The 26266-nt window shown below is 67.0% G+C and carries 28 protein-coding genes, 1 tRNA gene and 1 pseudogene; 11 read left to right on the plus strand and 19 right to left on the minus strand.

The annotated features are described in order from the left end of the window. On the minus strand, nucleotides 1–448 hold a 448-nt coding region (locus tag Q8M88_RS15130), incomplete at its 3' end, for a GntR family transcriptional regulator (protein ID WP_305597986.1). Nucleotides 449–578: 130 nt separating this feature from the next. On the opposite strand from Q8M88_RS15130, the gene Q8M88_RS15135 reads away from it, so the two are divergent. From Q8M88_RS15135 to Q8M88_RS15150, 4 genes are read left to right on the plus strand one after another with little or no spacing between them, the layout of a single operon-like run. Beyond that, nucleotides 579–953, plus strand: coding sequence for a DUF983 domain-containing protein (locus tag Q8M88_RS15135; RefSeq protein ID WP_305597987.1), 375 nt, complete (start codon nucleotides 579–581; stop codon nucleotides 951–953). Nucleotides 954–981: 28 nt separating this feature from the next. Then, on the plus strand, nucleotides 982–2409 hold the full coding sequence (locus Q8M88_RS15140; RefSeq protein WP_305597988.1) for a cytochrome ubiquinol oxidase subunit I: 1428 nt from the start codon (nucleotides 982–984) through the stop codon (nucleotides 2407–2409). Further along, on the plus strand, nucleotides 2406–3410 hold the full coding sequence (cydB, locus tag Q8M88_RS15145; protein WP_305597989.1) for a cytochrome d ubiquinol oxidase subunit II: 1005 nt from the start codon (nucleotides 2406–2408) through the stop codon (nucleotides 3408–3410). The genes Q8M88_RS15140 and cydB overlap by 4 nt, the downstream gene beginning before the upstream one ends. After that, on the plus strand, nucleotides 3410–3520 hold the full coding sequence (locus tag Q8M88_RS15150) for a DUF2474 family protein (protein WP_305597990.1): 111 nt from the start codon (nucleotides 3410–3412) through the stop codon (nucleotides 3518–3520). The genes cydB and Q8M88_RS15150 overlap by 1 nt, the downstream gene beginning before the upstream one ends. A 7-nt stretch (nucleotides 3521–3527) precedes the next feature. Here the strand turns inward: Q8M88_RS15150 and Q8M88_RS15155 are convergent, their stop codons facing one another. The 5 genes from Q8M88_RS15155 to Q8M88_RS15175 form a co-directional block, all read right to left on the minus strand. Next, on the minus strand, nucleotides 3528–5606 hold the full coding sequence (locus Q8M88_RS15155; protein WP_305597991.1) for a TonB-dependent receptor: 2079 nt from the start codon (nucleotides 5604–5606) through the stop codon (nucleotides 3528–3530). 74 nt (nucleotides 5607–5680) lie between these two features. Further along, nucleotides 5681–6415 (minus strand): SDR family NAD(P)-dependent oxidoreductase, encoded by a 735-nt coding sequence (locus tag Q8M88_RS15160; protein WP_305597992.1) that lies wholly within the window; start codon nucleotides 6413–6415, stop codon nucleotides 5681–5683. 83 nt (nucleotides 6416–6498) lie between these two features. Further along, entirely contained in the window at nucleotides 6499–7236 is a 738-nt protein-coding gene (locus Q8M88_RS15165) for a TetR/AcrR family transcriptional regulator (protein ID WP_305597993.1), read from the minus strand. Nucleotides 7237–7386: 150 nt separating this feature from the next. Further along, complete coding sequence (locus Q8M88_RS15170) at nucleotides 7387–8511, minus strand: acyl-CoA dehydrogenase family protein (RefSeq protein ID WP_305597994.1); 1125 nt, start codon at nucleotides 8509–8511, stop codon at nucleotides 7387–7389. Nucleotides 8512–8537: 26 nt separating this feature from the next. Beyond that, nucleotides 8538–9740: an acyl-CoA dehydrogenase family protein gene (locus Q8M88_RS15175; RefSeq protein ID WP_305597995.1), complete on the minus strand. Its 1203-nt coding sequence runs from the start codon at nucleotides 9738–9740 to the stop codon at nucleotides 8538–8540. A gap of 303 nt (nucleotides 9741–10043) precedes the next feature. On the opposite strand from Q8M88_RS15175, the gene Q8M88_RS15180 reads away from it, so the two are divergent. Further along, nucleotides 10044–10802, plus strand: a complete 759-nt coding sequence (locus Q8M88_RS15180) for a FadR/GntR family transcriptional regulator (RefSeq protein WP_305597996.1) — start codon at nucleotides 10044–10046, stop codon at nucleotides 10800–10802. A gap of 64 nt (nucleotides 10803–10866) precedes the next feature. Here Q8M88_RS15180 and Q8M88_RS15185 read toward each other — a convergent pair whose 3' ends face one another. From Q8M88_RS15185 to Q8M88_RS15200, 4 genes are read right to left on the minus strand one after another with little or no spacing between them, the layout of a single operon-like run. Then, a complete protein-coding gene (locus Q8M88_RS15185; protein ID WP_305597997.1) occupies nucleotides 10867–11886 on the minus strand; it encodes an amidohydrolase family protein in 1020 nt (339 codons plus the stop codon). Between the two features lie 25 nt (nucleotides 11887–11911). Beyond that, a complete protein-coding gene (gene dmpG / locus Q8M88_RS15190; RefSeq protein ID WP_305597998.1) occupies nucleotides 11912–12946 on the minus strand; it encodes a 4-hydroxy-2-oxovalerate aldolase in 1035 nt (344 codons plus the stop codon). Continuing rightward, nucleotides 12946–13878, minus strand: coding sequence for an acetaldehyde dehydrogenase (acetylating) (locus tag Q8M88_RS15195; protein ID WP_305598012.1), 933 nt, complete (start codon nucleotides 13876–13878; stop codon nucleotides 12946–12948). Before Q8M88_RS15195 ends, dmpG begins: the two co-directional genes overlap by 1 nt. Before the next feature lie 2 nt (nucleotides 13879–13880). After that, nucleotides 13881–14666, minus strand: coding sequence for a 2-keto-4-pentenoate hydratase (locus Q8M88_RS15200; RefSeq protein ID WP_305597999.1), 786 nt, complete (start codon nucleotides 14664–14666; stop codon nucleotides 13881–13883). A gap of 758 nt (nucleotides 14667–15424) precedes the next feature. Here Q8M88_RS15200 and Q8M88_RS15205 point away from each other — a divergent pair. Continuing rightward, a complete protein-coding gene (locus Q8M88_RS15205) occupies nucleotides 15425–16939 on the plus strand; it encodes an MFS transporter (protein ID WP_305598000.1) in 1515 nt (504 codons plus the stop codon). Here the strand turns inward: Q8M88_RS15205 and Q8M88_RS15210 are convergent. Then, a complete protein-coding gene (locus Q8M88_RS15210; protein ID WP_305598001.1) occupies nucleotides 16929–18269 on the minus strand; it encodes a nucleotide sugar dehydrogenase in 1341 nt (446 codons plus the stop codon). The two genes, Q8M88_RS15205 and Q8M88_RS15210, sit on opposite strands and share 11 nt — an antisense overlap. Before the next feature lie 164 nt (nucleotides 18270–18433). Here Q8M88_RS15210 and Q8M88_RS15215 point away from each other — a divergent pair, with 164 nt between their 5' ends. Next, on the plus strand, nucleotides 18434–18619 hold the full coding sequence (locus Q8M88_RS15215) for a DUF3606 domain-containing protein (protein ID WP_305598002.1): 186 nt from the start codon (nucleotides 18434–18436) through the stop codon (nucleotides 18617–18619). 68 nt (nucleotides 18620–18687) lie between these two features. Here Q8M88_RS15215 and Q8M88_RS15220 read toward each other — a convergent pair whose 3' ends face one another. Continuing rightward, the gene (locus tag Q8M88_RS15220; RefSeq protein WP_305598003.1) at nucleotides 18688–18954 is read right to left on the minus strand and encodes an SWIB/MDM2 domain-containing protein; all 267 of its coding nucleotides are present in this window, start codon (nucleotides 18952–18954) and stop codon (nucleotides 18688–18690) included. 334 nt (nucleotides 18955–19288) lie between these two features. Here Q8M88_RS15220 and Q8M88_RS15225 point away from each other — a divergent pair, with 334 nt between their 5' ends. Continuing rightward, on the plus strand, nucleotides 19289–19456 hold the full coding sequence (locus Q8M88_RS15225) for a hypothetical protein (protein WP_305598004.1): 168 nt from the start codon (nucleotides 19289–19291) through the stop codon (nucleotides 19454–19456). Between the two features lie 15 nt (nucleotides 19457–19471). On the opposite strand, the gene Q8M88_RS15230 is transcribed toward Q8M88_RS15225, so the two are convergent. The 5 genes from Q8M88_RS15230 to Q8M88_RS15250 all read right to left on the minus strand — a co-directional run bounded on the left by Q8M88_RS15230 (nucleotide 19472) and on the right by Q8M88_RS15250 (nucleotide 22730). After that, the gene (locus Q8M88_RS15230; RefSeq protein WP_305598013.1) at nucleotides 19472–19975 is read right to left on the minus strand and encodes a tetratricopeptide repeat protein; all 504 of its coding nucleotides are present in this window, start codon (nucleotides 19973–19975) and stop codon (nucleotides 19472–19474) included. 211 nt (nucleotides 19976–20186) lie between these two features. Further along, a complete protein-coding gene (locus Q8M88_RS15235) occupies nucleotides 20187–21083 on the minus strand; it encodes an alpha/beta fold hydrolase (RefSeq protein WP_305598005.1) in 897 nt (298 codons plus the stop codon). A gap of 117 nt (nucleotides 21084–21200) precedes the next feature. Continuing rightward, complete coding sequence (locus tag Q8M88_RS17750; protein WP_371132735.1) at nucleotides 21201–21791, minus strand: DUF4304 domain-containing protein; 591 nt, start codon at nucleotides 21789–21791, stop codon at nucleotides 21201–21203. Further along, complete coding sequence (locus Q8M88_RS15245) at nucleotides 21788–22429, minus strand: hypothetical protein (protein ID WP_305598007.1); 642 nt, start codon at nucleotides 22427–22429, stop codon at nucleotides 21788–21790. Before Q8M88_RS15245 ends, Q8M88_RS17750 begins: the two co-directional genes overlap by 4 nt. 216 nt (nucleotides 22430–22645) lie before the next feature. Then, a tRNA-Leu gene (locus tag Q8M88_RS15250) sits at nucleotides 22646–22730 on the minus strand. Nucleotides 22731–22876: 146 nt separating this feature from the next. Between Q8M88_RS15250 and Q8M88_RS15255 the strand changes: the two genes are divergently transcribed. From Q8M88_RS15255 to Q8M88_RS15265, 3 genes are all read left to right on the plus strand, one after another. Next, entirely contained in the window at nucleotides 22877–23206 is a 330-nt protein-coding gene (locus tag Q8M88_RS15255) for a FeoA family protein (RefSeq protein WP_305598008.1), read from the plus strand. Continuing rightward, on the plus strand, nucleotides 23203–25104 hold the full coding sequence (locus Q8M88_RS15260; RefSeq protein ID WP_305598009.1) for a ferrous iron transporter B: 1902 nt from the start codon (nucleotides 23203–23205) through the stop codon (nucleotides 25102–25104). The genes Q8M88_RS15255 and Q8M88_RS15260 overlap by 4 nt, the downstream gene beginning before the upstream one ends. A gap of 117 nt (nucleotides 25105–25221) precedes the next feature. Beyond that, nucleotides 25222–25554 (plus strand): hypothetical protein, encoded by a 333-nt coding sequence (locus Q8M88_RS15265; protein WP_305598010.1) that lies wholly within the window; start codon nucleotides 25222–25224, stop codon nucleotides 25552–25554. Here the strand turns inward: Q8M88_RS15265 and Q8M88_RS15270 are convergent. Next, entirely contained in the window at nucleotides 25520–26038 is a 519-nt protein-coding gene (locus tag Q8M88_RS15270; protein ID WP_305598011.1) for a MarR family winged helix-turn-helix transcriptional regulator, read from the minus strand. The genes Q8M88_RS15265 and Q8M88_RS15270 overlap by 35 nt on opposite strands. Next, nucleotides 26035–26266: pseudogene (locus Q8M88_RS15275) on the minus strand (FAA hydrolase family protein); the annotation flags it as partial. The gene Q8M88_RS15270 and the pseudogene Q8M88_RS15275, both read right to left, overlap by 4 nt.

The raw sequence follows: 26266 nt of genomic DNA on the forward strand, positions 1-26266 counted from the left end.
GCCACGCCGCCCCCGCCGCCCGGTCGCGCAACGCGCCCGCCGGGTCCTGATAGCGCAGCAGCAGGTCGAGGCCGCCTTCGCGCAGGGACGCGACCTCGTCCCACAGCCGCGCGGTCAGCGCCGGATCGTCGAAGTGCGGCGGCAGGTTCATGCTGAGGTCCACCGGCGCGCGTGGCGGCGGCGCGGCGGCGCGTACATAGGTTCCCTGCCCGACCCGGCCCTCGACAAGGCCGCGGCGCGCGGCCTCCGCATAGCCGCGGCTGACCGTAGTGAAGTCTATGCCCAGCTGTGCGGCGAGGCTGCGCTGCGGAGGAAGTCGGGTCCCTACCGATAGGCGCCCGCTACGCATGTCCTCTTCGATCGCGTCGGCGATGGCCAGGTAGTGGGGTCCCGCCGCGCGCGCCAGGCGCGGCGACCAGTCCGCTTCGGCCGACATCCCGTCGTTCATCATCGGTCCCTACAAAATTGCTCATTGTATGCATATTGACGAAATTCACCGCAAATCAATCCATACAATGGCATTGATCCATCTTTGTATGTGCGCTATATCTATATCCATGCAGTCAATTAGGGATGGAATGATCGAGATGACTGGCGCGCCACGTTCCGCCGCCCTGGGCCTGAAGCGCGGTCTCGCCCGCCGCTGCCCGAACTGCGGCGAGGGCCAACTGTTTCGCGGCTACCTCAAGGTCGAGCCGTCCTGCGAGGCTTGCGGTCACGACACCGCCTCGTACCGCGCCGATGACGGTCCGGCCTATTTCACCATCCTGCTGGTCGGCCACCTGGTGGTCGCGCCACTCCTCTGCTTCAGCTTCATCTGGACCTGGCCTGTCGGCCTGGTCATCGCACTGACCTTCTCGTTGATCACCGCCGTGACCATGACGCTGCTGCCCCTGGTCAAGGGCGGCTTCATCGGCGTTCAGTGGGCGACACAGACGCCGGCGGCGACGTAGACTTCACGCTGTAGGAGGCCGGAGGCGAATGCTCGATCCGCTCGACGCCGTGACCCTGGCGCGGATGCAGTTCGCCTTCACGGTCTCGTTCCACTTCCTGTTCCCCGCCTTCTCGATCGGGCTCGCCAGCTATCTGGCGGTGCTGGAGGCGCTGTGGCTGGCGACGCGGCGCGAGGTGTTCCTCGTGTTGTTCAAGTACTGGATCAAGATCTTCGCCCTGACCTTCGCCATGGGCGTCGTCTCCGGCATCGTCATGTCCTACCAGTTCGGGACCAACTGGTCGGTGTTCTCCGACAAGGCCGGGCCGGTGATCGGCCCACTCATGGCCTACGAAGTGCTGACGGCTTTCTTCCTCGAGGCCGGCTTCCTGGGGGTGATGCTGTTCGGGCTGAAACGGGTCGGCCCTGGCCTGCACTTCACCGCGACGCTGGCGGTGGCGACCGGCACCTTCATCTCCGCCTTCTGGATCCTGGCGGCCAACAGTTGGATGCACACCCCGCAGGGCTTCGGGATCAACCCCGCCGGCCAGTTCACGCCCCTGGACTGGTGGGCGATCGTGTTCAACCCTTCCTTCCCTTATCGCCTCGTCCATACGGTGATGGCGGCCTATCTGACCACGGCCCTGGCGGTGGGCGCGGTCGGCGCCTGGCACCTCCTGCGTGACAACACCAACCCGGGCTCGCGGGTGATGTTCGCCATGGCCATCGGCATGATCGCCGTGGTCGCGCCGTTGCAGATTCTCGCCGGCGACATGCACGGGCTGAACACGCTGGAGCACCAGCCGGCCAAGGTGATGGCCATGGAGGGCCACTACCAGAGCCACCCGCACGGCGCGCCGCTGATCCTGTTCGGCCTGCCCGACCAGGACGCCGGCGTGGTCCGCTATGCGATTGAGATCCCCAAGGCCTCGTCGCTGATCCTCAAGCACGATCCGGACGCCGCCTTGGCCGGGCTCGACACCATCCCGCGCGCCGACTGGCCGCCGACGCCGATCGTGTTCTGGTCGTTCCGGGTGATGGTGGGCCTGGGCATGCTGATGCTGGCGCTGGGGGCGGCCGGCGTCCTGGCCCGTCTGCGGGGCCGGCTGTACGAATGGCGCTGGCTGCACTGTTTCGCGCTGGCCATGGGACCGGCAGGCTTCGTCGCCGTGCTGGCGGGCTGGGTGACCACCGAGGTCGGCCGCCAGCCGTTCACCGTGTACGGGCTGCTGCGCACCGACGACTCCGCGGCCCCCCTGGACGCGCCCGCCGTCGCCGCCTCGCTGCTGGCGTTCGTGGTCGTCTATTTCATCGTGTTCAGCGCCGGGGCCGGTTACATTCTCAAGCTGATGGCGCATGCGCCCCAGGCCGACGAGCCCGACCTTGCGTCCTCGCCGGGGGCGCCGATCCGCTCCGCCGGCATCACGCCGGCGTCCGCCGTCGACCCTGACCCCACCCTGGACGAGCGTCGGCCATGAGCCTCTTCGACCTGCCGACCGCCTGGGCCTTCGTGATCGCCTTCGCAGTGTTCGCCTATGTGGTGATGGACGGCTTCGACCTCGGCATCGGCGTGCTGTTCCCGATCTTCAAGCCGGGGAATGAACGCGATACGGCGATGAATTCCGTGGCCCCGGTGTGGGACGGCAACGAGACTTGGCTGGTGCTCGGCGGCGGCGGACTGATGGCCGCCTTCCCGCTGGCCTATGCGGTGGTGATGCCGGCGGTCTACGCCCCGCTGATCGCCATGCTGCTGGCGCTGATCTTCCGCGGCGTGGCCTTCGAGTTCCGCTGGCGCGACCCGGCGCACCGGGCGTTCTGGGATGTGGCCTTCACCGGCGGCTCGGTCCTCGCGGCCTTCGCCCAGGGCGTGGTCCTTGGCGCCTTCTTGCAGGGCATCAAGGTGGAGGGCCGCGGCTATGCCGGCGGCTGGTGGGACTGGTTGACGCCGTTCAGCCTGCTGGCCGGCGTCAGCGTGGTGATCGGCTACGCCCTGCTCGGCGCCTGCTGGCTGATCATGAAGGCCGAAGGATCTCTGCAGGACCATGCCTGGCGCTGGGCCGGCCGGCTGGGGATCGCCACACTGGTCTGCGTCGGCCTGGTCAGCGCTGCGACGCCGTTCCTGGAGCACGCCTATTTTGAGCGCTGGTTCGCCTTCCCGCGCGTGCTGTTCACCGCCCAGGTGCCGGTGCTGGTCGCCGTGGTCGGGGTGCTGTTCTTCCTGGCCCTGAAGAAGCGCCGCGAGCGTGCGCCGTTCCTCCTGGCGCTGACCCTGTTCGGCCTCTGCTTCGCGGGACTGGGCGTCAGCATCTTCCCCCACATCGTGCCAGGGGCGTTGACCATCCATCAGGCCGCGGCGCCTAGCGCCAGCCAGGCCTTCGCCCTGGTCGGCGCGGCGGTGATGATCCCGATCATCATCGCCTACACGGCCTATTCCTACTGGGTGTTTCGCGGCAAGTCGGGGACCGAGGGCTATCACTGATGGCCCTGCCCCGGACCGCGCGGCGCCTCGCCTGGTTCGTCGGCCTCTGGGTCGCGGGCGTCGCCGCGGTGGGCGCGGTTTCCCTGCTGCTGCGCCTGTGGATCGGCTGAGCGGCCGTTAGAAGTTGAACGCCATACCAGCGCGGATCGATCGCCCAGGCTGCGGGGCGATGTCCTTCAGGAACGACACGTGCTCGCGCACCGCCTCGTCGGTCAGGTTGCGGCCCTCGACGTAGAGCCGCAGGTCGCGCTGCGGCGAGGGGCGGAACGACAGCTTGGCGTCCAGCGTCGTGTAGGCGTCGGTGGGCGTCTCGAACGCCGCCAGCCGGTCCTGCCGCGCGACGTGTCGGACCTCGGAGGACGCCTCGACCCTCGGGCTGTCCCAGACCAGGCGCGCCGTCGCCGACCAGGGCGGGATCCGCGCCAAGCGTCCGACGCCGGCCGTGGCCCGCACGGTGTCGACGGCGCCCTCAAGGTGCAAACTGCGCGCCTCGGCGTCCCACAGTCTGTAAGTCGCCTCGACCTCGGCACCGGTGAACCGCGCGTCGGTCTGGGTGAAGCGGAACACCGGCAATTCACCGGCCACGTCGAACGCGCCGTCGTCGCCGACCCGGTCGCCGTTGGGAGCCTGCTCGATGTAGCCATCGTAGCGGGCGTGATAGACGTGAGCCTCCAGCCGCCCGCGTCCCGGGGTCCAGCGCCATGTCGCCTCTACCGACGTCGCCTGCTCGGACTTCAGCGACGGATCGCCGATCTCGTAGGCTCCCGTGCCGGCGTGCGGACCGTCGGCGAACAGCTCGAACTCGGTCGGCGCGCGGCGGTTGCGCGCCACGCTCAGGCCTAGGAACAGGTCCGGCCGGGGCCGCCAGAACGCCGCCGCCGAGCCCGAGACGTCGTTGAATGCCGGATCGCTGCGCGCGCTGGACCAGTCCAGCCCATAGGCCGCTGCAGCCTCGCTGGTCGACCGTTCCGCCAGCCTCGCGCGCAGGTCCCGGCGTTCGATCCGCAGTCCGCCCTCGACGCCCCAGCCGCCGCGGTCCAGCCGCTGCAGCACAAAGGCCGCCGCCTCGCTGATCCGCGTCGCCGGGATGAACGCCTCGTCGCCGATCGCCTGCAGCTCGCGTTGCAGACCCTGGACGCCCACCGCGCCCTGCCAGCCCGCGCGCTGGCGCTGCACCAGCTCCAGCCGCCCCTCGGTCCCGTTCGACCGGAAGCGTGCGCCCACCGCGCCGCTCGCCCGCTCAATCTCCGCGTGCTCGTAGTCGGCGTGGCCCAGCGACAGCCGCACGCGGTCGAACTGCCCCAGATCCCTCGCCGCCTCGCCGCGCAGGTCGAGACGCGTCTGCTCCAGGTCGATGTAGACCGGTCCTTCCTCGGGCGCCGGTCCAGACACTTGCGGATAAGGAAGGCCGTAACGCGTGGTGGTGCGCTTCGCCGAGACGCCCAGGTAGCCCTGGCCGCCCACGTAGGACAGGCCGCCGCCCCAGTCCTCGAGCGTCAAGTCGCTATTGCGGACGCGCCGGTCGCCTAAAGGGGTCAGAGCGCTCGCCGCCGCATAGGCCTGCGACACGGGATCGGCCGGCACGGCGTAGTCGCCGCTCTCGCGCCGCGCCGCATCCAGCGTCGCTGTCCAGGGGCCGCGGCCGACCTTCAGCCCCAGGGCTGCGGCATGGCTGTCGTCCACCGATCCCGCGGACAGCGAGGCCCCACCCGACAATCCGTCAGCTGCACTCGAGGCGATCCGGTCGTCCAGCACATTGACCACGCCGCCGATCGCCGAGCCGCCGTAGGCCAAAGTCGCCGGCCCGCGCAGGACCTCGATCCGCGTAGCCTGCGCAGGCTCCGACGCCACGGCGTGGTCTGGCGAGAGCGTGCTGGCGTCGATCAGGCCGACGCCGTTCTGAAGGATCATCACCCGGGGGCCGGAAAGGCCGCGGATGATCGGCCGGCTCGCCCCGGGTCCGAAGGTGCTGGAGCGCAGGCCGGGCATCGCCTTCAGCATGTCGCCCAGGCCCGCCGGCGGTGCAGTTTCCAGCGCCTCGCGGGTCAGCACCTCGACGCTTGTGGTTACGGAGTCCAGCGACACCGCATAGGGCGCGCCGGTGACGACGATCTCAGAAACCTCGCCAGAAGCGGCGGCGGCCCCTGAGGGCGCCGCCAAGGCGAGCGCGCAGAGCAGGAACGGTGACAGGCGCATGGAGACTCTTCCGCGTTGGAAGAGGCTTCGTATGTTATATCATAACGTCATTCAAGCTACGCTGCGTTGTTGCGCTAGAGGATGCCGCCGCCGTCCACGGGGATGGTCTGGCCCAGGATATAAGAGGCCATCGGCGAGGCCAGGAACAACGCCACCGTGCCCATTTCCTCCGGCCGGCCGAGGCGGCGCATCGGGATGCCTTCCAGCGCGCCGGCCAGGCGTTCCGGGTTGTCGGTGGTGACCTTGGTCATCTTGGTGTCCACCAGACCCGGCGCGATGCCGTTGACCCGGATGCCGTCGCGCGCCCAGGCGTCCCCCAGGACACGCGTCAATCCCATCGCCCCGGTCTTGGATGCGTTGTAGGCCGGATTGCCGCGGGTCGAATGGAAGGCCGCAGTCGAACTCACCAGGATCACCGAACCTTTGGCGGCGGCCAGCATGTCGTGGAACTTCTCGGCGCACGCCATCAGGCTGTTGAGGTTCACGTCGACCACCTGGCGGAAAACGGCGGTCTTGAACTCAGCGCGATTGTACAACACCAACCCCTGACAACAGACCAGCACGTCGAGGCTGTCGAACGGCGGCGTGTAGGCCTCGATGGCGGCGAAGTCGCTGACGTCCATTTGATCGTAGTTCAAGCCGCTCATGTCGGACCCCGCGTCGGCGGCATAGTCCGCCGCGCTGGCGCGCGTCCCCCACACATGCACCTTGGCGCCGGCGTCCAGGAAGGCGTGCGAAATGGCGTTGCCGATGCCGCTCGAACCGCCGACCACCAGCACCGTCTTGCCGGAGAAATTCAGATAATCCACGTCATGCCTCGTCGCTGCAGCCCCGTGCCGAGGCGCTCAAGTGGTTGATCAATTCAGGGACCCTGTAAACCGGCGTCGTAGCGTCAGGCGGGCTTGCGCAGCAAGCCGTCGCGCAACAGCGCCATGACCTGATCGATGATCTGATCAAGCGTCAGAGGACCCTTCGGGTTGTACCAGGTGCCGACCCAGATCAACGAACCCAGCACCAGGTAGCGGACCACCTTAAGGTCGAAATCGGGCCGCCACAGGCCCTGCGCCTCGCCCTCGTCGAACAGGCGGCCGAAGATCGCCGCGTACTGACGCTCCTGTTCGAGTTGTTCCTCACGCAACGGCTTGGGCAGTTGGCGCAGCGCGAAGACCCGTTGGGCGAACGGCTCCCGCGTCGACATGTGCAGGTGGATGCGGAGCGCCGCCTCCAGCCGGTCCAGCGGCGAACTGTCGGAGCCCAGCGCATCCATCGCCTTGTTCAGCGCGGCCATGCCACGGCCGACGCCATCCTTGAGCGCGGCGCGGATCAGATCATCCTTGGATTCGAAGTGGTAGTAGATGCTGCCGGCCTTCATCCCCGACGCGGTGGCGATGTCGCGCAAGGTGATCGCGGTCAGGCCCTTGGTCTTGCTCAGGCGCAGGGCTGTCTTGATGATGTTGGCCCGCGTGATGTCGGCCTTTGTCGGGTCTTCGCCGGGTTCCTCGCCCTTGGGGCGGCGGGTCTGCGAGGCGGCGGCGCGCGCCGTCGGCTTGCGGGTGAATTCGCGGTTGGCCGGCTCAGGCTCAATGTCCTGCCGCTCGTCTGCTCGGGCGCTCGCCTTGGCTTTGGCCATCAACCTGCCTCCTGTCGTCAGGCGCTCGAATCACCGCCGTCGCTCCTTCGCGCACCTCCCCCACGCTAGGGGGAGACGGCGCTGCGGTGAAGTACAGCTCGAACGTCCGCTCCCTGCCCCGGGTGTCTGGGCGGGGAGCGGACCGTTGGCTTAGGCTGCGGCCTTGCGGGTCACGGCCATGTCGAGGACGCGGCTGCGCTGGGCGCTGGCGCCGCCGAACAGCTCCGCGTTCGAGCGAGCGCGCTTGAAGTAGAGATGGTTCTTCATCTCCCAGGTGAAGCCGATCGCACCGAAGATCTGGATGCTCTGGTGCGTGGCCGCGCTGTAGGCGTCGCTGGTGTAGGCCTTGGCCATCGCCGCTGCGATCGGGCCTTCCTCGTTATCGTCCGACAGCGCCCAGCCGGCGTAGAGCACGCCGACGCTCGCCGCTTCGCTGGTCCCGAACGTGTCGGCCAGGCCGTGCTTGATCGACTGGTAGGCGCCGATCGGCTTGCCGAACGCCACCCGCTCCTTGGCGTACTCGGTGCTCATCTCCAGGATCCGCTGCAGACCGCCGGCGCTGTCGGCCGCGAGCGTCAGCAGCAGCCGGTCGCGCACCCACGGCCAGATGTCCGCATCGTCAGCCGCCAGCAACTCGGCGTCAGCGTCCTTGAAGTTGATGTTGACCACTTCACGGGTCACGTCCTTCCACGGCAGGGTTTTGACGTCCACGCCGGCCTGCTTGGCGTCGACCAGGAACAGGCCACGCTTGCCGCCATTCTCCGCCGCCACCACCAAGGTGTCGGCCGAGCCGCCGTCGACCACGAACGACTTCGAGCCGTTGATCTTGTAGCCGGAACCCGCCTGGGTCGCCTTGGCGTCCGAGGACGGACCGTCGTACTCGCCGTTGGCGTCGCTCACCGCCAGCGCCATCTTGGTCTCGCCAGCCGCCACCGCGGCCAGGTATTTCTGCTTCTGGCTCTCGGAGCCCGCTCTCATCAGCGTCCAGGCGCCGGCCAGCGCTCCCAGCAGCGGCGTCGGAGCCACTGTGCGGCCGATCTCCTGGACGATCATCACCAGGTCCAGCGGCGTCATGCCCGAGCCGCCGTACTCCTCCGGGATCACCAGGCCAGGCCAACCCAGCTCGGCGATCTTCTGCCAGTTCGCCTCGTAGCCGGAGTCAGCCACCGTCGACTTCGGGTTCTTCAGGATCGGATCAAGATTGATCTCTTTCTCCAAAAACACCCGCGCCGTGTCGCGAAGCATCCGATGGTCGTCATCAAGTGAGAAGTTCATCGTCTTTTCCCTAATTGACCCGCGACTTAAGCCGCGGCGCGGCTCAACGCCTTTTGGTTTTCTGCCCAGTCGCCCTTGGCGGACGGATCGAGTTCGCGCGGCAGGCCGAGCAGACGCTCGCCGACCACGTTCTTCAGCACCTCCTGGGTGCCGACGCCGAGCGTGATGGCCGGGCTGAACCAGAAGCCCACGTCCCAGCTGCCGCGGCCGTCGAAGTCGGTGCTCTCCGGGGTCGGAAACACCTTCTCGCCGGCGATCAGGCCGGCCTGGCCCTGCACCAGCTTGGCGAGCGCCAGCAGCTTCTGGCCGTGCGGCGCGGCGATCATCTTGGCGACCGCCGATTCCGGACCTGGCCGCTTGGCGTTCACATGATCGCTGAGCCGGCGGTAGTTCAGCAGCCGGACCATCTCGCCTTCGATATAGAGCTTGGCCGCCTCGTCGCGGACCGCGCCGTCGTCGAGCTTGCCGATCGCGTGCAGACCGGTGACCAAGTCACGGGCCGTCGGGCCGTAGCCCCACACTGCCCCGGGCTTGCCCATGTGGACCCGCTCGCTGCCCAACATCTGCATGGTCAGGCGCCAGCCGTCGCCTTCCTCGCCCAGGCGATTGCTCGCCGGCACACGCACCTCGTCGAAGAACACCTCGTTGAACTCGTTCTCGTGGCCGGTCATGTCCTCGATCGGGCGGACGGTGACGCCTGGAGAATTCTTCAGTTCGACCAGGAAGCAGGTGAGGCCTGCATGCTTGGCCGCGTGTGGATCGGTCCGCACGACGATGCAGCCGATGTGGGCGTGGTTGGCGCCCGAGGTCCAGATCTTCTGGCCGCGGATGATGTAGTCGTCGCCGTCACGGGTCGCGGTGGTGCGAAGCGCGCCCAGGTCCGAGCCGCCCGAGGGCTCGCTGAACAGCTGGCACCAGTTCTCCTCGCCCATCAGGCCCTTTTCGAGATAGCGGGCCTTGGCTTCCGGCGTGCCGTGGGTCAGCAGCGAGGGCCCGCAATTGTTCTGGGCCACCAGGTTGCCGAACCGTTTGATGCCGGCGCGCTTGAGTTCATCGTCGATGATGAGCTGTAGCTCCGCGCTGGCGCCGAGGCCGTAAGGCGCCGGCCAGTGAGGCACCTCATAGCCAGAATCCAGCATCTCGCGCGCCGTCGGATTGGGATGCTTTTTGGCCCACTCTCGAATCTCGAGCCGTCTTGGGTCGTCTTCGCCTGCTATATCGAAATCCATCTGGGCTCTCCCACTTCCACTGAAAATTCTGATCAAATAGGGTGGCCCGCTGCATATGGCGCGGGCGCGTTTTCATTGAGATCAAATCTAACAACCGCTTGTTAGCCAGCGCAAGGTCGCCGTCAAGCCGGTTGAAGATTCCGACTCGCGACTGCGTGTCCCACTAGGCCATGGGACGGCCGAAGCCTGGGTCGCCGCCACGCGAACCAATGGTGTGACCAATTGCGTCACCTTGCGAATTGATGTGATAGCCTAGTTCGAACACGCGATTGAATCATCGGTCGGCCTTACAGACAGGTGCGTATGAGCGACGAACAAAGCAGTGCTGTGATCGAACGCGCGCCTGCGCGCGCGACGCGCCCGCAGAGCCGCCGAGTGTTCGAGGACGTCTGCAAGCAGATCCGTCAGGATGTGACGCTCGGCAAGCTGCGCTCCGGCGACAAACTCCCCTCCGAGCGCGACATGGCCGAACAGCTCGGCGTCAGCCGCGCAGCGGTGCGCGAGGCGCTGCGCGCCCTGGAAGCCTCAGGCGTGCTGGAGTTCCGCAAGGGCGTCTATGGCGGGGCGTTCATCCGCGACATGAGCTCCACCGGCGTGACCATGTCGATCAGCGACATGCTTTCGCTAGGCAACCTGTCGCTCGACAACCTGACCGAGACGCGCACCTGCCTGTTGAGCTTCGCAGTGCGGATGGCCTGCGAACGCGCGACCGAAGAAGACCTGGCCGCCATCGAGGCCAGTCTCGAACAGGTCGACAGGGCCACCGACATGAACAGCCGGATCGCCGGCATCGGCGCCTTCTACACTCTGATCGCCGCGGCGGCGCACAACGGGGTGCTGCAGATCCTGATCGAGGCCGTCACCCTGATTGCGACAGACCTGCTGACCAAGCTCCGGCCGCAGACCGTCGGCGAGGGCCTGTCGCAACGCCGTCAGCCGATCGTCAACGCCATCCGCGCCCGCGACACCGATACGGCCGTGCATCTGATGGAGGTCCACCTGGGCCAGCTGCACGCCTACGTCGATGCGCACGGCGGAGCCAAGGTCCTGCAGTCCAAGTAGAGCTGTCCAAACAGGACGCGGACTGACGCGCGAGCACCGCGAAGGCGCTCGCCCGCCTGTCGTCTTAGTGGTGGTGGTGCAGGAACTCGTGCGCCGCACCGAACAGCAGCGAGTCGAGCTGGTCCTTGTCGAGGTCCGCACGCTTGGCGTAGCCGACCGGATCGGTCTGCTCGATCACGTAGGGGTAGTCGGTGCCGAGGAAGATGTGGCCGGGGGCCAGATGTTCGCACAGGTGCTTCAGGTAGGCCGTGTCATAGACATTGCTGTCGAAGTACATCTTCGCGGCCATGTCGCGCGGCCGGTTCGGCATCGATTCCGCCATGCCGCCGCCCAGGTTCCAGACCCAGTCCAGCCGATGAACGATCGGCGCCACCGCGCCACCACCGTGGCTGAAGCCGATACGCAGGTTCGGAAAACGGCCGATCGTGTCGTTGGCCAGCATCGAGGCCACGGTCATCGCCGTGTCGATCGGGAAGCCGGCAGCGTTGGTCAACACCATCGGCAGATCATGGCCCTCGGTGGCCAGCGGGTGCAGGGCGTGGGCGTAGACCGCCAGACCCAACGACTCGGCGGCCTCCCAGACGGGGTCGAAGCTCCGGTCGCCAAGGTACTTGCCATTGATGTTGCTGCCGACCTCGATCCCCGAGAGGCCGTAGACGTTCTTCACCCGCTCCAGATGCTTCACCGCCAAGGCGGGATCCTGCATCGGCACCATGCCCAGGCCCGCGAAGCGGCTGGGCTCGGCCGCACAATGGTCGGCGATGTCCTGGTTCATCAGGTCGCACATGGCGGTCGCTGAGTCCGGACCGAACCAGTAGGACAGCAGTTCCGGCATAGGCGACAGCGCGTGCACCGAGACGCCGTCACGATCCATGTCCTCCATCCTCTTGCGCCGGTCCCAGGAGCGGTTGTCGAGCTGGCGGAAGGGCTTGTCCCCCATCATCACCGTGCCGGTGGTCGCCGAGGTGTGCTGCATGCAGGGCCACCGCGCCTCCCCCGCCGGCCCCGCCGGGAAGTCGCGCGGGGTCATGTGCGAGTGCATGTCGACGGGGCCCGCCTTGAGGCGAGCGGATGGGTTGTTCATGGCTGGGCCTCCCCTGGGCCTAGGCTCAGGCCGGTTGTTTTTGTTCGCGCGCCTTGACCAAGTCGAGGGCGACGTCGACGATCATGTCCTCCTGACCGCCCACCATCCGGCGACGGCCCAGCTCCACCAGGATGTCGCGAACATCGACGCCGAAAGCGTCGCGAGCGTTCTCCGCATGGCGCAGGAAGCTCGAATAGACCCCAGCATAACCCAAGGTCAACGTCTCGCGGTCGACGCGCACCGGGCGGTCCTGCAACGGGCGCACCACGTCGTCAGCCGCGTCCATCAGCTTGTAGAGGTCGCAGCCGTGATCCCAGCCCATCTTGTCGGCGGCGGCGACGAAAACCTCCAGCGGAGCATTGCCGGCGCCGGCGCCCTGCGCGGCGAGGGAGGCGTCGACACGGGTGGCCCCGGCCTCGACGGCGACGATCGAATTGGCCACGCCCAGCGCCAGGTTGTGGTGGGCGTGGATGCCGATCTGGGTTTCAGGCTTCAGGCCGTCGCGATAGGCGCGCACGCGGTCACGGGTGCCGTTCATGTTCAGAGCGCCGCCGGAATCCACCACATAGATGCAGTGAGCGCCGTAGCTCTCCATCAGCTTGCCCTGGACGAGGAGGTCCTTGGGCTCGCTCATGTGCGACATCATCAGGAAGCCCGAGACGTCCATGCCCAGGTGACGGGCGGTCTCAATGTGCTGCTTGGAGATGTCGGCCTCGGTGCAGTGGGTCGCCACCCGCACCGAACGCACGCCGCGCTTGTAGGCCTCTTCGAGGTCTTCAATCGTACCGATCCCGGGGATCAGCAGCGTGGTCAGTTTGGCGTTCTTCACCGCGGCTGCGGCTGCGGAGATCCAGTCGTTATCGGTCTCGCGACCGAACCCATAGTTGACGCTGGAACCGGACAGGCCATCGCCGTGCGCCACTTCGATGGCGGCGACGCCGGCGGAGTCCAGCAGGCCGGCGATCTCGCCGACCTGGGCCGCGGTCAGGCTGTGACGGACGGCGTGCATGCCGTCCCGCAGGGTGACGTCCTGGATGTACAGCTTCACAGGATCGCTCATTACGCGGTCACCTTCTTTTCAGCCCACTGCTCGGCGATGCTCAGCGCCGCCGAAGTCATGATGTCGAGATTGCCGGCATATTTCGGCAGGAAGTCGCCGGCCCCCTCGACTTCGAGGAACACCGAGGTCTTCAGGCCGGTGAATTCACCGTAGCCCGGGATGTGCAGCGGAATGTTCGAGCCGACGTGTTCGACCAGGACCTCCTGCTTCAGCCTATAGCCGGGAACATATTTCGCCACCGCAGCCACCATCTCCTCGACCGACTTGCGGATCGCGTCCGGGTCGGCCTCGTCGCTCAGGCAATAGACCGTGTCGCGCATCAGTAACGGCGGCTCGGCCGGGTTGAGGATGATGATCGCCTTGCCCCGCTGGGCGCCGCCGACTTCCTCGATCGCCCGCGACGTCGTCTGGGTGAACTCGTCGATGTTGGCGCGCGTGCCGGGACCGGCCGACTTCGACGAAATCGAGGCGACGATTTCGCCGTAGCGGACCCGGGCGACGCGGTTGACCGCAGCCACGATCGGCACGGTCGCCTGGCCGCCGCACGTCACCATGTTGAGGTTGATCTCGTCCTGGTGCTGGGCGGCGTTGACCACCGGGATGCAGAACGGCCCGATGGCCGCCGGCGTCAGGTCGAGGATCCGCTTGCCGTGCGCGCGCAGCACCGCGTCGTGGTGCTTGTGGGCGCCGGCGGAGGTGGCGTCAAAGACGATCTCGATGTCCTTGAACTCGGGGAGCTTGACCAGCCCCTCGACGCCCTCGGCGGTGATCGCCACGCCGCTCTCGCGGGCCATGCGCAGGCCCTCCGAGCTGGCGTCGATGCCGACCATCGCGGCCACTTCGACATTGCGGCCGATCCGCTGAATTTTCCGCATCAGGTCCGTGCCGATATTGCCGGAGCCGATGATCGCAACCTTGGTTTTCGACATGATTCCTAACCGAAAGCGACACGAACAGGGGAGAAGCCGCCGATACGCGCCTCGATGCGCTGGCCGCCTTGAACAGTATACATAGGACCGAGCGCGCCGGTCATGATCACGTCGCCCGCGGCGAGCGGCGATCCGGCCTGCGCCATGGTGCGCACCAGCCAGTGGGCCGCCTTCAGCGGATGGCCCAGGCAGGCCGCGCCAGATCCGAGCGACACCGGAGCGCCGTCAGCGGTCATGATCATGCCGCAGGTCTCGAGATCCAGGTCGGTCAGACGCTTGGGCTCCAGGCCCAGGCAGTAGCGCGCGCTGGAGCCGTTGTCGGCGATGGTGTCGAGGATGCTGATCTTCCACTCCGCGATACGGCTGTCGACGATCTCGAGGGCCGGCACGGCGTAGTCCACCGCGGCGATCAGTTCGGCTATGGTGCAGTCGGCGTGCGGCAGGCCCTTCTTCAGGATCACCGCGATCTCGGCCTCGATGCGGGGCATGATCATGGTGTTCGCCGCGATGGTGCTGTCGTGCAACACCTCCATGTCGGCGAACAGCGCGCCGTAGTCGGGCTGATTGACGCCCAACTGCTTCTGCACGGCCTCAGACGTCAGGCCGACCTTGCGGCCCACAAGGCGCCGGCCCTTGGCCAGCGAGCGACGGGTGAGTTCCGACTGGATGGCGTAAGCCGACCCCAGGTCGCCGGCGGTGAGCTCGGGCGCGATCGGCGGAATGCCCTTGACGTCGGCCTCGGCTTTTTCCAGGCGGGTCGCGATTTCGGAGATGAGCGTGGCGTCAGTCATGGTCGATCGAGTCATCCTTTGACGAGGGCGAAAAGTCGGGACGGCCGGCCGCTCGCCTGGGCTGGAGCGCCGCGTCGCCGCCTCGGACAGATGACTGACGTCTGCAACGTCCTCCCATCGCATCCTACCGGCGTTTGTCGTCACGCTCTCAATGACATCGGGTAAGCCACGAGGCCGCACCCTAGTCAACCACGGCGTAGGCGCGCGCCCTGCCTATGGCCCGCCTTGGCGGGGAGTCCCTTTGTCCAAGCCGTAACATAACCGTGCTTGACCGTTGACCTAACGTCATCAACCCTCCCTCGCGTGTTCGACGAGACCCACCGCCAGCTGGAGGAGCGCCGCGCCCTGAACGCCGCGGTCGCGGCTACACCGCCTGGAAGCTTGCCGGGAAGCGCGCTCGCACCCCAGCCTGGACGCTGATCGAGCGGACCGGGAGCGCCGAGCTCCGTCCGCGACCACCTCGACAGACGGGGAGGCCGGCGTTGCGCCTGAAATCCTGCGCCGCTTATCTTGATTGATTCAATCTTGCGGGCGGCTGTTCGAGAACAGGCGATGCGCCGCCAAATAGCGTCATAGAGCCGAACCGTCCAGAATCACGATCTTGACGCCGCCGTCAGTGAAGCCGCCGAGTCAGGTCTTTCCCAATCAGGTTGAACCGAATTTCGGGGCTGAAACCTATCTGTCGTTGACATGGCCGTAGCGTCAACACTGATTGAAGGACGACCGGGGGCCAACCCGGCGCATGGGAGAAGAACGAGATGGCAGCACTACCGGCCGCATCGGCGCGCGTGCCGCTGTTCACCAAAATCACGTTCGCCGTCGGCACCACCGCGGAGAACATCGCGCTCTTCGCCGTCTCCAGCTACGCCTTCTTCTTTTACAATCAAGTGCGTGGCCTGGATCCCACCTGGACCGGTCTCGCGCTCGGCGCGAGCCTTCTCCTGGACGGCTTCTCCGACCCCATTATCGGCTCGATCTCCGACCGCACACGCAGCAAGTGGGGCAGACGCCACCCCTTCATGTTCGCCGCGCCGATTCCCGTGGTGCTCAGCCTGATCGCCGTGTTCAACCCGCCAGAAATGCTTTCCGGCTTCTGGCTGTTCCTGTGGTTCACGGCGTTCGTGTCCTCGATGCGGGTCTGCATGGCCGTCTACCACACGCCTCACCTGGCGCTGGCCGCCGAGATGACCAAGGACTTCACCGAACGCAGCCGGGTGCTGAGCTGGAACACGCTGTTCGGCCAGTTCGGCTCGGCCGGCGTGGTCTTCGTCGCCCTCACCTTCTTCTTCCACAAGACCGAGGAATACCCGCGCGGCCTGCTGAACCCGGACGCCTATGCGCCGTTCGGATATGCCGCCGGCGGGGCGGTGCTGCTGTTGCTGTTCGTGTCGGCGTGGTTCACCCGCGACCGCATCGCGTTGATGGCCAAGCTGCCCGACGACCTGGCGCCGTTCTCGCCCTTCGCGTTCATGAAGGACATCGGGGCGGTCTTCACCAATCGAAACTACGTGTTCATGCTGATCGGGATGTTCTTCATCGCCATGACGACCGGCATTCGCTCGGGCCTGGCGCTCTACATCAACACTTTCTACTGGGAGCTGACGTCCGAGCACATCCGTTGGTTCGTGCTGGCGAATGTGGCCGGCTTCTTCATCGGCTTTGCGGTCACCTCCTGGATCCATACCCGCTTCGGCAAGCGGTTCGGCATGACGCTCGGCTGCGCGGTCGTGGCCGTCGCCCACGCCATCCCGGTGACGCTCGGCATCGCCGGCGTATTGGACGCCGACCATCCGTGGCTGATGCACGTCCTGCTGGCCGCTTACGTCCTGCAGTCGACGTTCGGCTGCATCATGACGATCTCGACCCTCTCGGCGATGGGCGATATCGCCGACGAGAACGAGTTGCGCATCGGCCACCGCCAGGAAGGCGTGCTCTATTCGACCCGCACGCTGTTCTCCAAGCTCGACACCGCCATCGGCCAGGTGATCGCGGGCCTGGTCCTGACCGCCATCGCCTTCCCGGAGAAAGCGGTCCCCGGCCAGGTGGACGCCGACACCCTGCATCGCCTCGCCTGGGTGGACGGCCCGCTCGCCAGCATCCCGGCCGTCGTCGCGGCGTTCTTCTACGCCCGCTACCGGATCAGCAAATCGAAGTTCGACGAGACGCGACGCCTGTTGAACGAACTCCATGCGCCGACGCCGACCGCCGCGGTGGTCGCCGAGGAGAGCGACGTGGGGATCCTGGGCGCGCCGCCGGCCGGCGCTAGGCCTTGACCACCCGCTCGGGGTCGAGGCCCAGCCGCGCCACCACGTTTCGCGTGTCGACCACCAGCTTGGCGTGGCGCACGACCAGAGCGTAGTCGACCATGTCGTGGTCGGTGGCGATCAGCACGGCGTCGAATCCGGCCAGCGCGCCCGCGTCCAAGGCCACGGACTTGCGTCCGGCGAGATGGCTCCATTCGCGGGTCGGCGGGATCTCGGCGATGTGCGGATCGTGGAAGCTGACCTCGGCCCCGCGCGCCTCCAGCAGTTCGATCAGCTTCAGCGACGGGCTCTCGCGCAGGTCGCTGACGTTCTTCTTGTAGGCCAGCCCCAGCACCAGCACGCGGGAGGCGCTGAGCGCCAGCCGCAGGCGCCGGTCCAGGGCCTCGGCCAGCTTGTCGACCACATAGCGCGGCATCGACAGGTTGACCTCGCCGGCCAGCTCGATGAACCGGGTCGGCAACTCGAACTCGCGCGACTTCCAGGTCAGATAGAACGGATCGATGGGGATGCAATGTCCACCCAATCCCGGCCCCGGATAGAACGGCATGTAGCCGAACGGCTTGGTCTTGGCCGCCTCGATGACCTCCCAGACGTCGATGTCCATGGCGCTGAAGATCACCTTCAGCTCGTTGACCAGGGCGATGTTCACGGCGCGGAAGATGTTCTCGGTGATCTTCACCGCCTCGGCCACGTCCAGCGACGACACCGGCACCACCTTGTCGACGATCGCGCCATAGAGCGCGACGACCAGGGCCTGAGCCTCGGCTCCGTCGCCGGCCACCACCTTGGGAATGGTCACGGTGCTGAACGCCGCGTTGCCGGGGTCCTCCCGCTCCGGGGAGAAGGCCAGGAAGGCGTCGCGGCCCGACACGTGGCCGGCGGCCTCCAGAATCGGCTTCAGCACCTCGCGCGTGGTGCCAGGGTAGGTGGTGGATTCCAGCACCACGAGCTGGGGCGCACGCAGGTACTGCGCAATCGTCCGCGTGGTGGCCTCCACATAGGACAGATCGGGATCGCGATGGCGGGTCAGCGGCGTCGGCACGCAGATCACCACCACGTCGCAGCCGGCGAGGCCTGAGAGGTCGTCGGTGGCGCTGATCCGCCCGCGGGCCACCAGATCGGCCAGCACGCGCCCGTCCACCGCGTCGATGTAGGAACGCCCGGCGTTGATCAGCGCGGGTTTGGCGGGGTCGGTGTCGAAGCCGACGACCGGGAAGCCCGCCCGCGCGGCGGCGGCCGCCAGCGGCAGGCCCACATAGCCCAGGCCGATCACGCCGATCACGGCGGTGCGCTGCTCGATGGCGTCGCGAAGCTGTGTGAAGCCCCCGGTGTCGCTCAAGGCCAGTCCCTCCAACGCGACCGCGTTCGACGGTGCGCGCCCTGCATCCCACTTTTCGCAAAGGCTTTCATCCGCCGAAAGCGCGGCGTGCGCCAACGCCGCCCGGGAACATCGAGCGCGCGGCGTGAGTTATCTTCCCTTAGCCGCCTCACGGGAGAGCGCCCATGCGACCCGCCGAACCTCGCAGCTTCGAGACCCAGCCCCTCATCGACCGGCAAGACGCGTTGCAGGTCGACTACTGGTGCAAACGACTGGAAGTGAGCGCTGAGGATATCGACGAGGCGGTCCGCGCAGTGGGCCCGAACCGCACCGCTGTCGCCATCTGGCTGGGTCGGCCCGAAGCGCTCTAGCGCCGCCGCCCGCCTGTCCACGGCTGCGGACGGCCCGCCGGCGGCGGACCGTCCAGCCGTGATGTGACCTACTTCAGGTGTTGCGCCAGGTGCTTGTTCATTTCGAACATGGTCACCCGGTCCTTGCCGTGGAACACCGCGCGCAGCTTGTCGTCAGCGACGATTTCGCGCTTGTTGGCGGGGTTCTGAAGGTTGTTCTTCTTGATGTATTCCCAGGTCTTGGAGACCACCTCGCCACGCGAGAGCTTGGCCGATCCGACCACGGCAGCGAGCTCGGCGGAGGGTTGCAGCGGCTTCTGGAGGGCGTTCGGTTTTTTCGCGGCGGCTTCGGCCATCTTGGTTCTACAGCTCCCAATCGTTTATGCGGTCGCCCGACGTTCGCGGAAAGCCCGCAGCAGCGTTCGGCTCCGAAAGGCCGGCTGCCCGCGAGCGTGCGAACTGCCTCGCCGCCGAATCGTTCTAAGTCGGCGAAACAGCAACGACAACGCGAAAACTGCGAAGTGATCCAAGGCGTGCGCCCGAGCGGCGAGTCGTCCTGACCAACGGCTATGCAAATCACGAAAGAGTCGGCTCCCAGGATTTGCGATCGCGATGTAACCCTAGCGTCGTTCGTGCGTTCATGCTGCAGTGCAGCGGCATTTAGGGTGCAGTAGCGATATGGTTCCGCATATGAACGGCTCGACACGCTTCGCCTATTCCCTCGCCCAGGCCGAGGACGGTTGGACCTGGTCTGTCTATGACGAGGACGGCGAAACCGTCGCCAGCGGCATGGATCCCGATCGCCAGGCCTGCGAGGCCGCGGTCAATGCGCGGCTGGCCAGTTCCGAATTCAGCTGACGCCAGGCGCCTTCGTCAACTCAGGGGCGCCGGGACCATGCGGCGCTGAACCTTGAATCTCAACAGTTGTTGTTTCGGCAATTCCCAGAGAGGATTGAATTCGAGCGCCTTCTGGTAGTCCAGATACGCTGACTTCGCGTCTTCCAGACCCTCATGCGCCAGGGCGCGATTGTAATAGGCCTTCGCAGGCTCCTCGACACCCAGCTCCAGGCCACGGTTGATCTCGACGAGACTTTCCGGATAGCGCCTCATTCCCAGGAACGCCGCGCCACGATTGACGTAAGCCTCGCCCAGTTTGGGCTGGATACGCGACGCCTGATCGAAATCCCGCTTGGCCGAGTTCCAGTTTGCGCGGCGCAGACGCATCACCCCGCGGTTCACCAGGGTGCCGGCCATATCGCGACCGCTCAGCGCCTCGTCGTCCATCGAGGCGGTGCACATCTGCTCGTATTTGAGGTCGGATTCGCCTTGGATCGCCGCCTGGGCGCAGGCCTCCGCCAGCCCGCCGCCCAAGACCATGATCGCCGCCGCAGCGCTTCCCGCGCCGCACAACGCCAACCCGCCGACACACGCTGCAAGAGCCTTGCGCATGACGCCCTCCTGGCCGTCGACCGGCGTTGCGGCGCGCCTGTTTGCGGCCTTGCCGGCCGTCCGGGCGCGCTCGTCCCGGCTCGCCCGCAGAATCCTCGCGGAACGAGGGTATGTCAACGAATCGCTCTCGCGCCGCCTCTCACGTCGCCGCGAGCGCCAGCACCGCCTCGGCGAAGGCGCGGGGCGCCTCCTGCGGAATGTTGTGACCGACGCCGTCCAGCAGGCGGCGCTCGTAGGCGGCGGTGAAACGCTTGGCCGCGCCGTCCACCGCCGCCGGCGGACCGACGCCGTCACCCGCGCCATGCAAGTTGATCGCGGGAACGCCGATCGAAGGTCTCGCCGCCAGCCGCCGCTCGACGTCAGCCGCCGCCGGATCCCCGGCGACCAGGCCGAAACGGTGCCGGTAGGAATGCACCACCACCTCGACGAAATCGGGATTGTCGAAAGAGGCCGCGGTGCGCGCGAAGGTCGCCTCGTCGAACGCCCAGTCCGGCGACCACATCCGCCATAGCAGCCGCGCGAACGCCCCGCGATTCTGCGTCAGCCCCTCGCGGCCCCGCTCGCCGTGCAGATAGTACTGGTACCAGTAGCGCGCCTCGGCCTCGGGCGGCTCCGGCCGCACGGAGGCGGCGATATCCTGGATGTTGTAGCCGGTCCCGCTGACCAGGCCCGCCACCCGCTCCGGCCACAGGGCCGCGACCACGCAGGCCGCGCGCCCGCCCCAGTCGTAGCCGGCCAGCACGGCCCGGCCGATCCCCAGCGCGTCCAGCAGCGCCAGCAGGTCCATCCCCAGCACTGCCTGTTCGCCGGAGCGCGGCGTCGAGACCTCCACGAACCGCGTCGCCCCATAGCCGCGCAGATAGGGGACGATCACCCGGATCCCCCGCAGCGCCAGCAGGGGCGCAACCTCGTCGTAGCACCGCACGTCATAGGGAAAGCCGTGCAGCAGCACGACGGCCTGGCCGTCCGCCGGTCCGTGCGCCTCGTAGGCCACGTCCAGCACGCCGGCGCGGATGGTGTTCAGGGAGTTTGGCATGGGGAGAGACAGCGCAGGCGGGCGAGGGCGTCAAGCTTCGTTGGACCGCCGAAGAAGAGCCGTGGACCCGGATCTGGCTGAAACCTGCGAATCCGTTGCGCTCGCTTGGGACGCGTTCTAGCGTCCTGCTCGAGTGCTCCGCTTGTGGCCCTCCAGCCAACGCTGCACGCATCTGCCTCGTGCCACCCAAGATAGGACTGCGGTCCGAGGAACCGGGGCGTCGAATAGGGAAAGCGCTTCATCCAACGCACCCAGCCTGTACAGCGTCACAGCGAGTGGGGTGAGTGTCGCCGAATTCCACCGCGACGCTGTCGCGGCCCTTGTGTACCACAGCGACGCCTGGTCCTCGAGCGTCTGAACCCGGTCGAACCAGCGGAGACCATGCACTCGCACCGCGTCGGCAAGTTCTACTGGACCGTTCGGATCGTTCTTCCACCATCGATCCACGCCATCGATCAGTTTGCCGATCCGCTCGTATTGCGGAATGACGCCGAGCGTGACGTCGCATTCGATCGATTTCAGGATCCGATGGGTTTCGAGATCCTTGCAATACAGGTTAGCGGTCATCCCACCGTCGATCCGGCTCTTCTGCAGGTTGACGCAGTGCCAAATGTCACCACGCGTGCGGACCCAATCCTTCCCTTCACGCAGAAATCCGAGCGGCCGTAGTATGCGGTCGAGAGCCTTCGTGTAAGACAAGCGCGTCATTTGAGTGGCTTTGGATCGTAGTAGATCACCCGGGTTTTAACGCCCGTCTCCTCATATTTCTTTACTGCCTTCGCTGCCGCGCGGCGGCCAGACTCCGTGTTCGGTTTCAACTCCATCTGATATGGCTTCGGGTCCTGTCCGACGACGCGAACGCGCGCTGGCGTGCGGACATCTGGCCTTAATATCTTGCCGCTTTCTAGCACTACGGTGGGCTCCGACTCCCAGTCGGGCTTCTGCTCTATCCGTTTCGCCAGGGCCGTGTGCTTCTGCCGGCCTCCGCGCGTCGCCCAGTTGTCGCCGACACGCGGATAAGGATCGCGCTGAACAAACCGATGCGGCGCCCTCGGAAGTACGCCCGGCGCCATACGCGCAGCGATCATCCCCGCTGCCTCCAGCCCCAGGATCACCGCGGCGGGCGCAAGCGCGGGCACAGCCATCCACGCATTATCCCGACTGATGGCGTGTTCAGTCTTCTTGAACGCCGCCTGCTGTCGCCGAAGCTCTTCGACGCTCTCCGCCGAGGGGCGATACATTCCCTCGTCATGCCTGTGGCGCTCGGCGTATTCTTCTTGCCAAGCGTTGTAGGCGCTCTGCGCCCCAGCCATCTTCGCGTAAGGCCCCTTCAGAGGATCGGCCACACTACGCGGCTGGTCGCCGCGGGCATATGAACCAGACTCAGCCACGATTTCTCTCCAATGGCGCGTTGGACCAATGGCGAAGCCGCATACCGCTCGTCTCCCACGAGGCTGCCACCGACACACTGTCACAGCCAAGCTAGGAAATCAAGAACAAATCAGGAACATTTTCACTCCAACACTCAGGCGATCGCCTTTTTAGTCAATTGAGAGAGTAGCTGGTGCGGGCGGTCGGGCTCGAACCGACACTCCTTGCGGAACCGGATTTTGAGTCCGGCGCGTCTACCAATTCCACCACGCCCGCGCGCGGTCCGGCGGCGCATAGCGACCAGCCGGAGGCGGCCGGCACTCTAGCCATCGAACGCCGAGCGTCAACGCGCCGCCCTTGCACCCCTGACAGCGATGACATAGTTGATAATCAGTCGCATTTTGCGGCCGTCGGGACGCTCCATGACTGAAACCCTCGCCCAGCCCGATGACGGCGCGGCCGTCGCCGACGGCCAGGTGCTGCGCCTGAGCGCGGCGCGGGTCGGCGACCGGGGGGTGATCGTCGAGGTGCGGGCCGAGAGCCATGCCGACGGTCACGGGGTCGACGTGCATGAGCTGGAGCGCCGGCTGCTGGAGTTTGGCTTCGTCGAGGGCGCGCAGATCGAGGTGATGCACCAGGGCGCGATCGGCGCCGATCCGCTCGCCGTTCGGCTGGACGACATGCGCGTGGCCTTGCGGCGGCGCGACGCCGAGGACGTCTACATCCGGCTGGATGCGCGGCGCGCCCGATGAGCGAGGCCGTCCTTACCGCCCCGCCACGCGCGGCAGGCCTCGCGCCCGCCCGTATCGCCCTGGTCGGCAATCCCAATTCCGGCAAGACCGCCTTGTTCAATGCGCTCACCGGCGCGCGCCAGAAGGTCGCCAACTACGCGGGCGTCACCGTCGAGCGCAAGGAAGGCCACGTCGAGACGGCGAGCGGCCGCAGGCTGTCGATCCTCGACCTGCCCGGCACCTACTCCCTGCGCGCTCGCAGCCCCGACGAGGCGGTTACCCGCGACGCGGTGCTGGGCCGGCTGGCCGGCGAGGAGACGCCCGAAGTCATCGTCTGCGTCGCCGACGCCACCAACCTGCGGCTGGTTCTGCGGCTGATCCTGGAGCTGCGCGAGGTCGGCCGGCCGATGGTTCTGGTGCTGAACATGTACGACATCGCCCAGCGCCAGGGCCTGCGCATCGACCTGGAGGGTCTGGCGCGCGAACTGGGCTGCCCGATTGTCACCACGGTCGCAACCCGCAAGCGCGGGATTGAGGAGTTGGTGGCCAAGATCGACGAGGTGCTACAGGCCGCGGCCCCCGCCCTCGACAACACCTGGCGCGAGCCGGCGGCGGCCGAGATCCGCAGCGCCCACCGGGAAGCCCAGCGCATCCTCAAGGCCTATGTCCGGCCGCCGGAACGGCCCGACACCTTCACCGCGCGCGCCGACGCCGTGCTGCTGCACCCGATCGCCGGCCTGGCGATCCTGTTGACCCTGCTGTTCGTCATGTTCCAGGCGGTGTTCACCTGGGCCGGGCCGGCGCAAGACGGCATCGAGGCGGCGTTCCTCTGGCTGGGCCAACTGGTCGCCGCCGTGCTGCCCGATGGGCTGCTGCGCAGCTTCATCGTCGACGGTCTGATCTCCGGCGTCGGCAGCGTGCTGGTGTTCATCCCCCAGATCCTGGTGCTGTTCTTCTTCATCCTGGTGCTGGAGGACTTCGGCTACATGGCCCGCGCCGCATTCCTGATGGACCGCATCATGGGCGGCGCGGGGCTGCATGGGCGCGCCTTCATCCCGCTGCTCTCCAGCTTCGCCTGCGCCATCCCCGGCATCATGGCGACGCGGACGATCGACAACAAACGCGACCGGCTGACCACCATCCTGGTCGCTCCGCTGATGACCTGTTCGGCGCGGATCCCGGTCTATACCCTGATCATCTCGGCCTTCATTCCGCAGCGCACGGTGGGCGGCATGTTCGCCCTGCAGGGCCTGGTGATGTTCGGCCTCTACGCCGCCGGCATCCTCAGCGCGCTCGCGATCTCGTTCCTGGCGCGCAAGGTGTTCTGGCGCGGCGCGGTCGAGCCGTTCCTGATGGAGCTGCCGACCTACAAGGCGCCAGACCCGGCCAACGTGCTGCGCAACCTGTGGCAACGGGCGATGATCTTCATCAGCCGCGCCGGGCGCCTGATCCTGCCGCTGATGGTGCTGGTCTGGGTGCTGTCGACCTTCCCCGGACCGCCTCCCGGCGCGACGCAGCCGGCCATCGACTACAGCTTCGCCGGCATGATCGGCCATGCGGTCCAGCCGTTGCTGGCTCCCATCGGCTTCAACTGGCAGATGACCGTGGCCCTGGTGCCGGGCTTCGCCGCGCGGGAAGTGGCGGTTGCGGCGCTGGGCACCGTCTACGCCGTGGCCGACGCGGATTCGGCCCCCGGCGCGCTGGCCACCACGCTGTCGAACCACTGGTCGATGGCCACCGGCCTGTCGTTCCTGGCCTGGTACGTGTTCGCCCCGCAGTGCGCCGCCACGCTGGGCGTGGTGAAGCGCGAGACCAACAGCTGGATGTGGGCCGCGGTGATGTTCTTCTACATGACCGCCCTGGCGTACCTGTCCTCCCTGCTGGTCTACCGCGTCGCCGTCGCCATGGGGGCCGGCTGAGGGATTCGCCTCACGGGCGAGATCGGTTGCAGGCTGCGCCCGCGCGCCGCAGGTGACAGGCGAAGAGAGGTTCCGGCTTTAACGCCCTGCTAAACCGGGACGATCTAGGCTTGCGCCATGGGCATGATCGCCATCAAGGAAATCGCCGTCGAACGGCGCGGCAAGCGTCCGCCGCGGCGCCGCCATGACATGGCGAAGTGCATCCGCGAGACCCTGCTGGCGCTGGGCGGTCAGGCCCACCGGCGCACGGTCATCGAACAACTGGCGCGCGAGTTCGGCGTCGACGTGCTGCACATCCCGGAAGACCTCGAGACCGCGGTGATCAACTGCTTCGAGGACATCTGGCGCGATCAGGAAAAGCGCGCGGCCTTCGGCTTTCACCTGCCGTTCGGCGAAGGCTCCCACCGCTGGAGCGTCAAGCTTCCCGACGTCGGGGCGCTTCCCCAGTAGGATTGTCGCCTGCCAGGGCGGCCGCCGCCGACTGCAGCCGGAGCAACAGCCGCTTCATCATCGCCACCTCGTCCGGCGCCAGGCCGGCGATCAGCGCCGCCTCGTAGGCCAGCGCCAAAGGCGCGATCTCCACATAGAGCGCCCGCCCTTCCGGGCTCAGGGCCAGCAGGTGGGATCGCGCATCGGCGTGGTTGTCGGCGCGCTCCACCAGCCGGCGTTGCAGCAAGCCGTGCGCCGCGCGGCTCACGGTCACCTTGTCCATGCCGGTGCGCCCGACGATCGCCGCCGGGCTCGACGCCCCGCCCTCGGCCAGCACGCACATCAGCCGCCACTGCGGGATCGTCAGGCCGAAGCGGTCCTCATAGGCCCGCGCGATCAGCCGGCTGACCGCGTTGGAGGCCACCGACAGGCGATAGGGCAGATAAGCGTCCAGCTGGAGGCCGGCGGTGGTGTCGGCCGGCTCGGGCCGGGACGGTGCGGTCATAGGGCCTGGACCTCCTGCTCGATGGCGCCGAATATCGAGTGGCGGCGACCGTCGCGCATTTCAATCCGCACCGTATCGCCCGTTTTGAGGAACGGCGTCCTGGGCGCCCCGTAGGCAAGCGCCTCAACGCTGCGCAACTCTGCGAGGCAGGAATAGCCGACGCCGCCTTCGCTGATAGCGCGGCCTTGCACGCCGCTGTCGCCGCGATTCGACACCGCGCCGGAGCCG

The organism is Phenylobacterium sp. (genome assembly GCF_030693805.1).
Classification (GTDB): domain Bacteria; phylum Pseudomonadota; class Alphaproteobacteria; order Caulobacterales; family Caulobacteraceae; genus Phenylobacterium.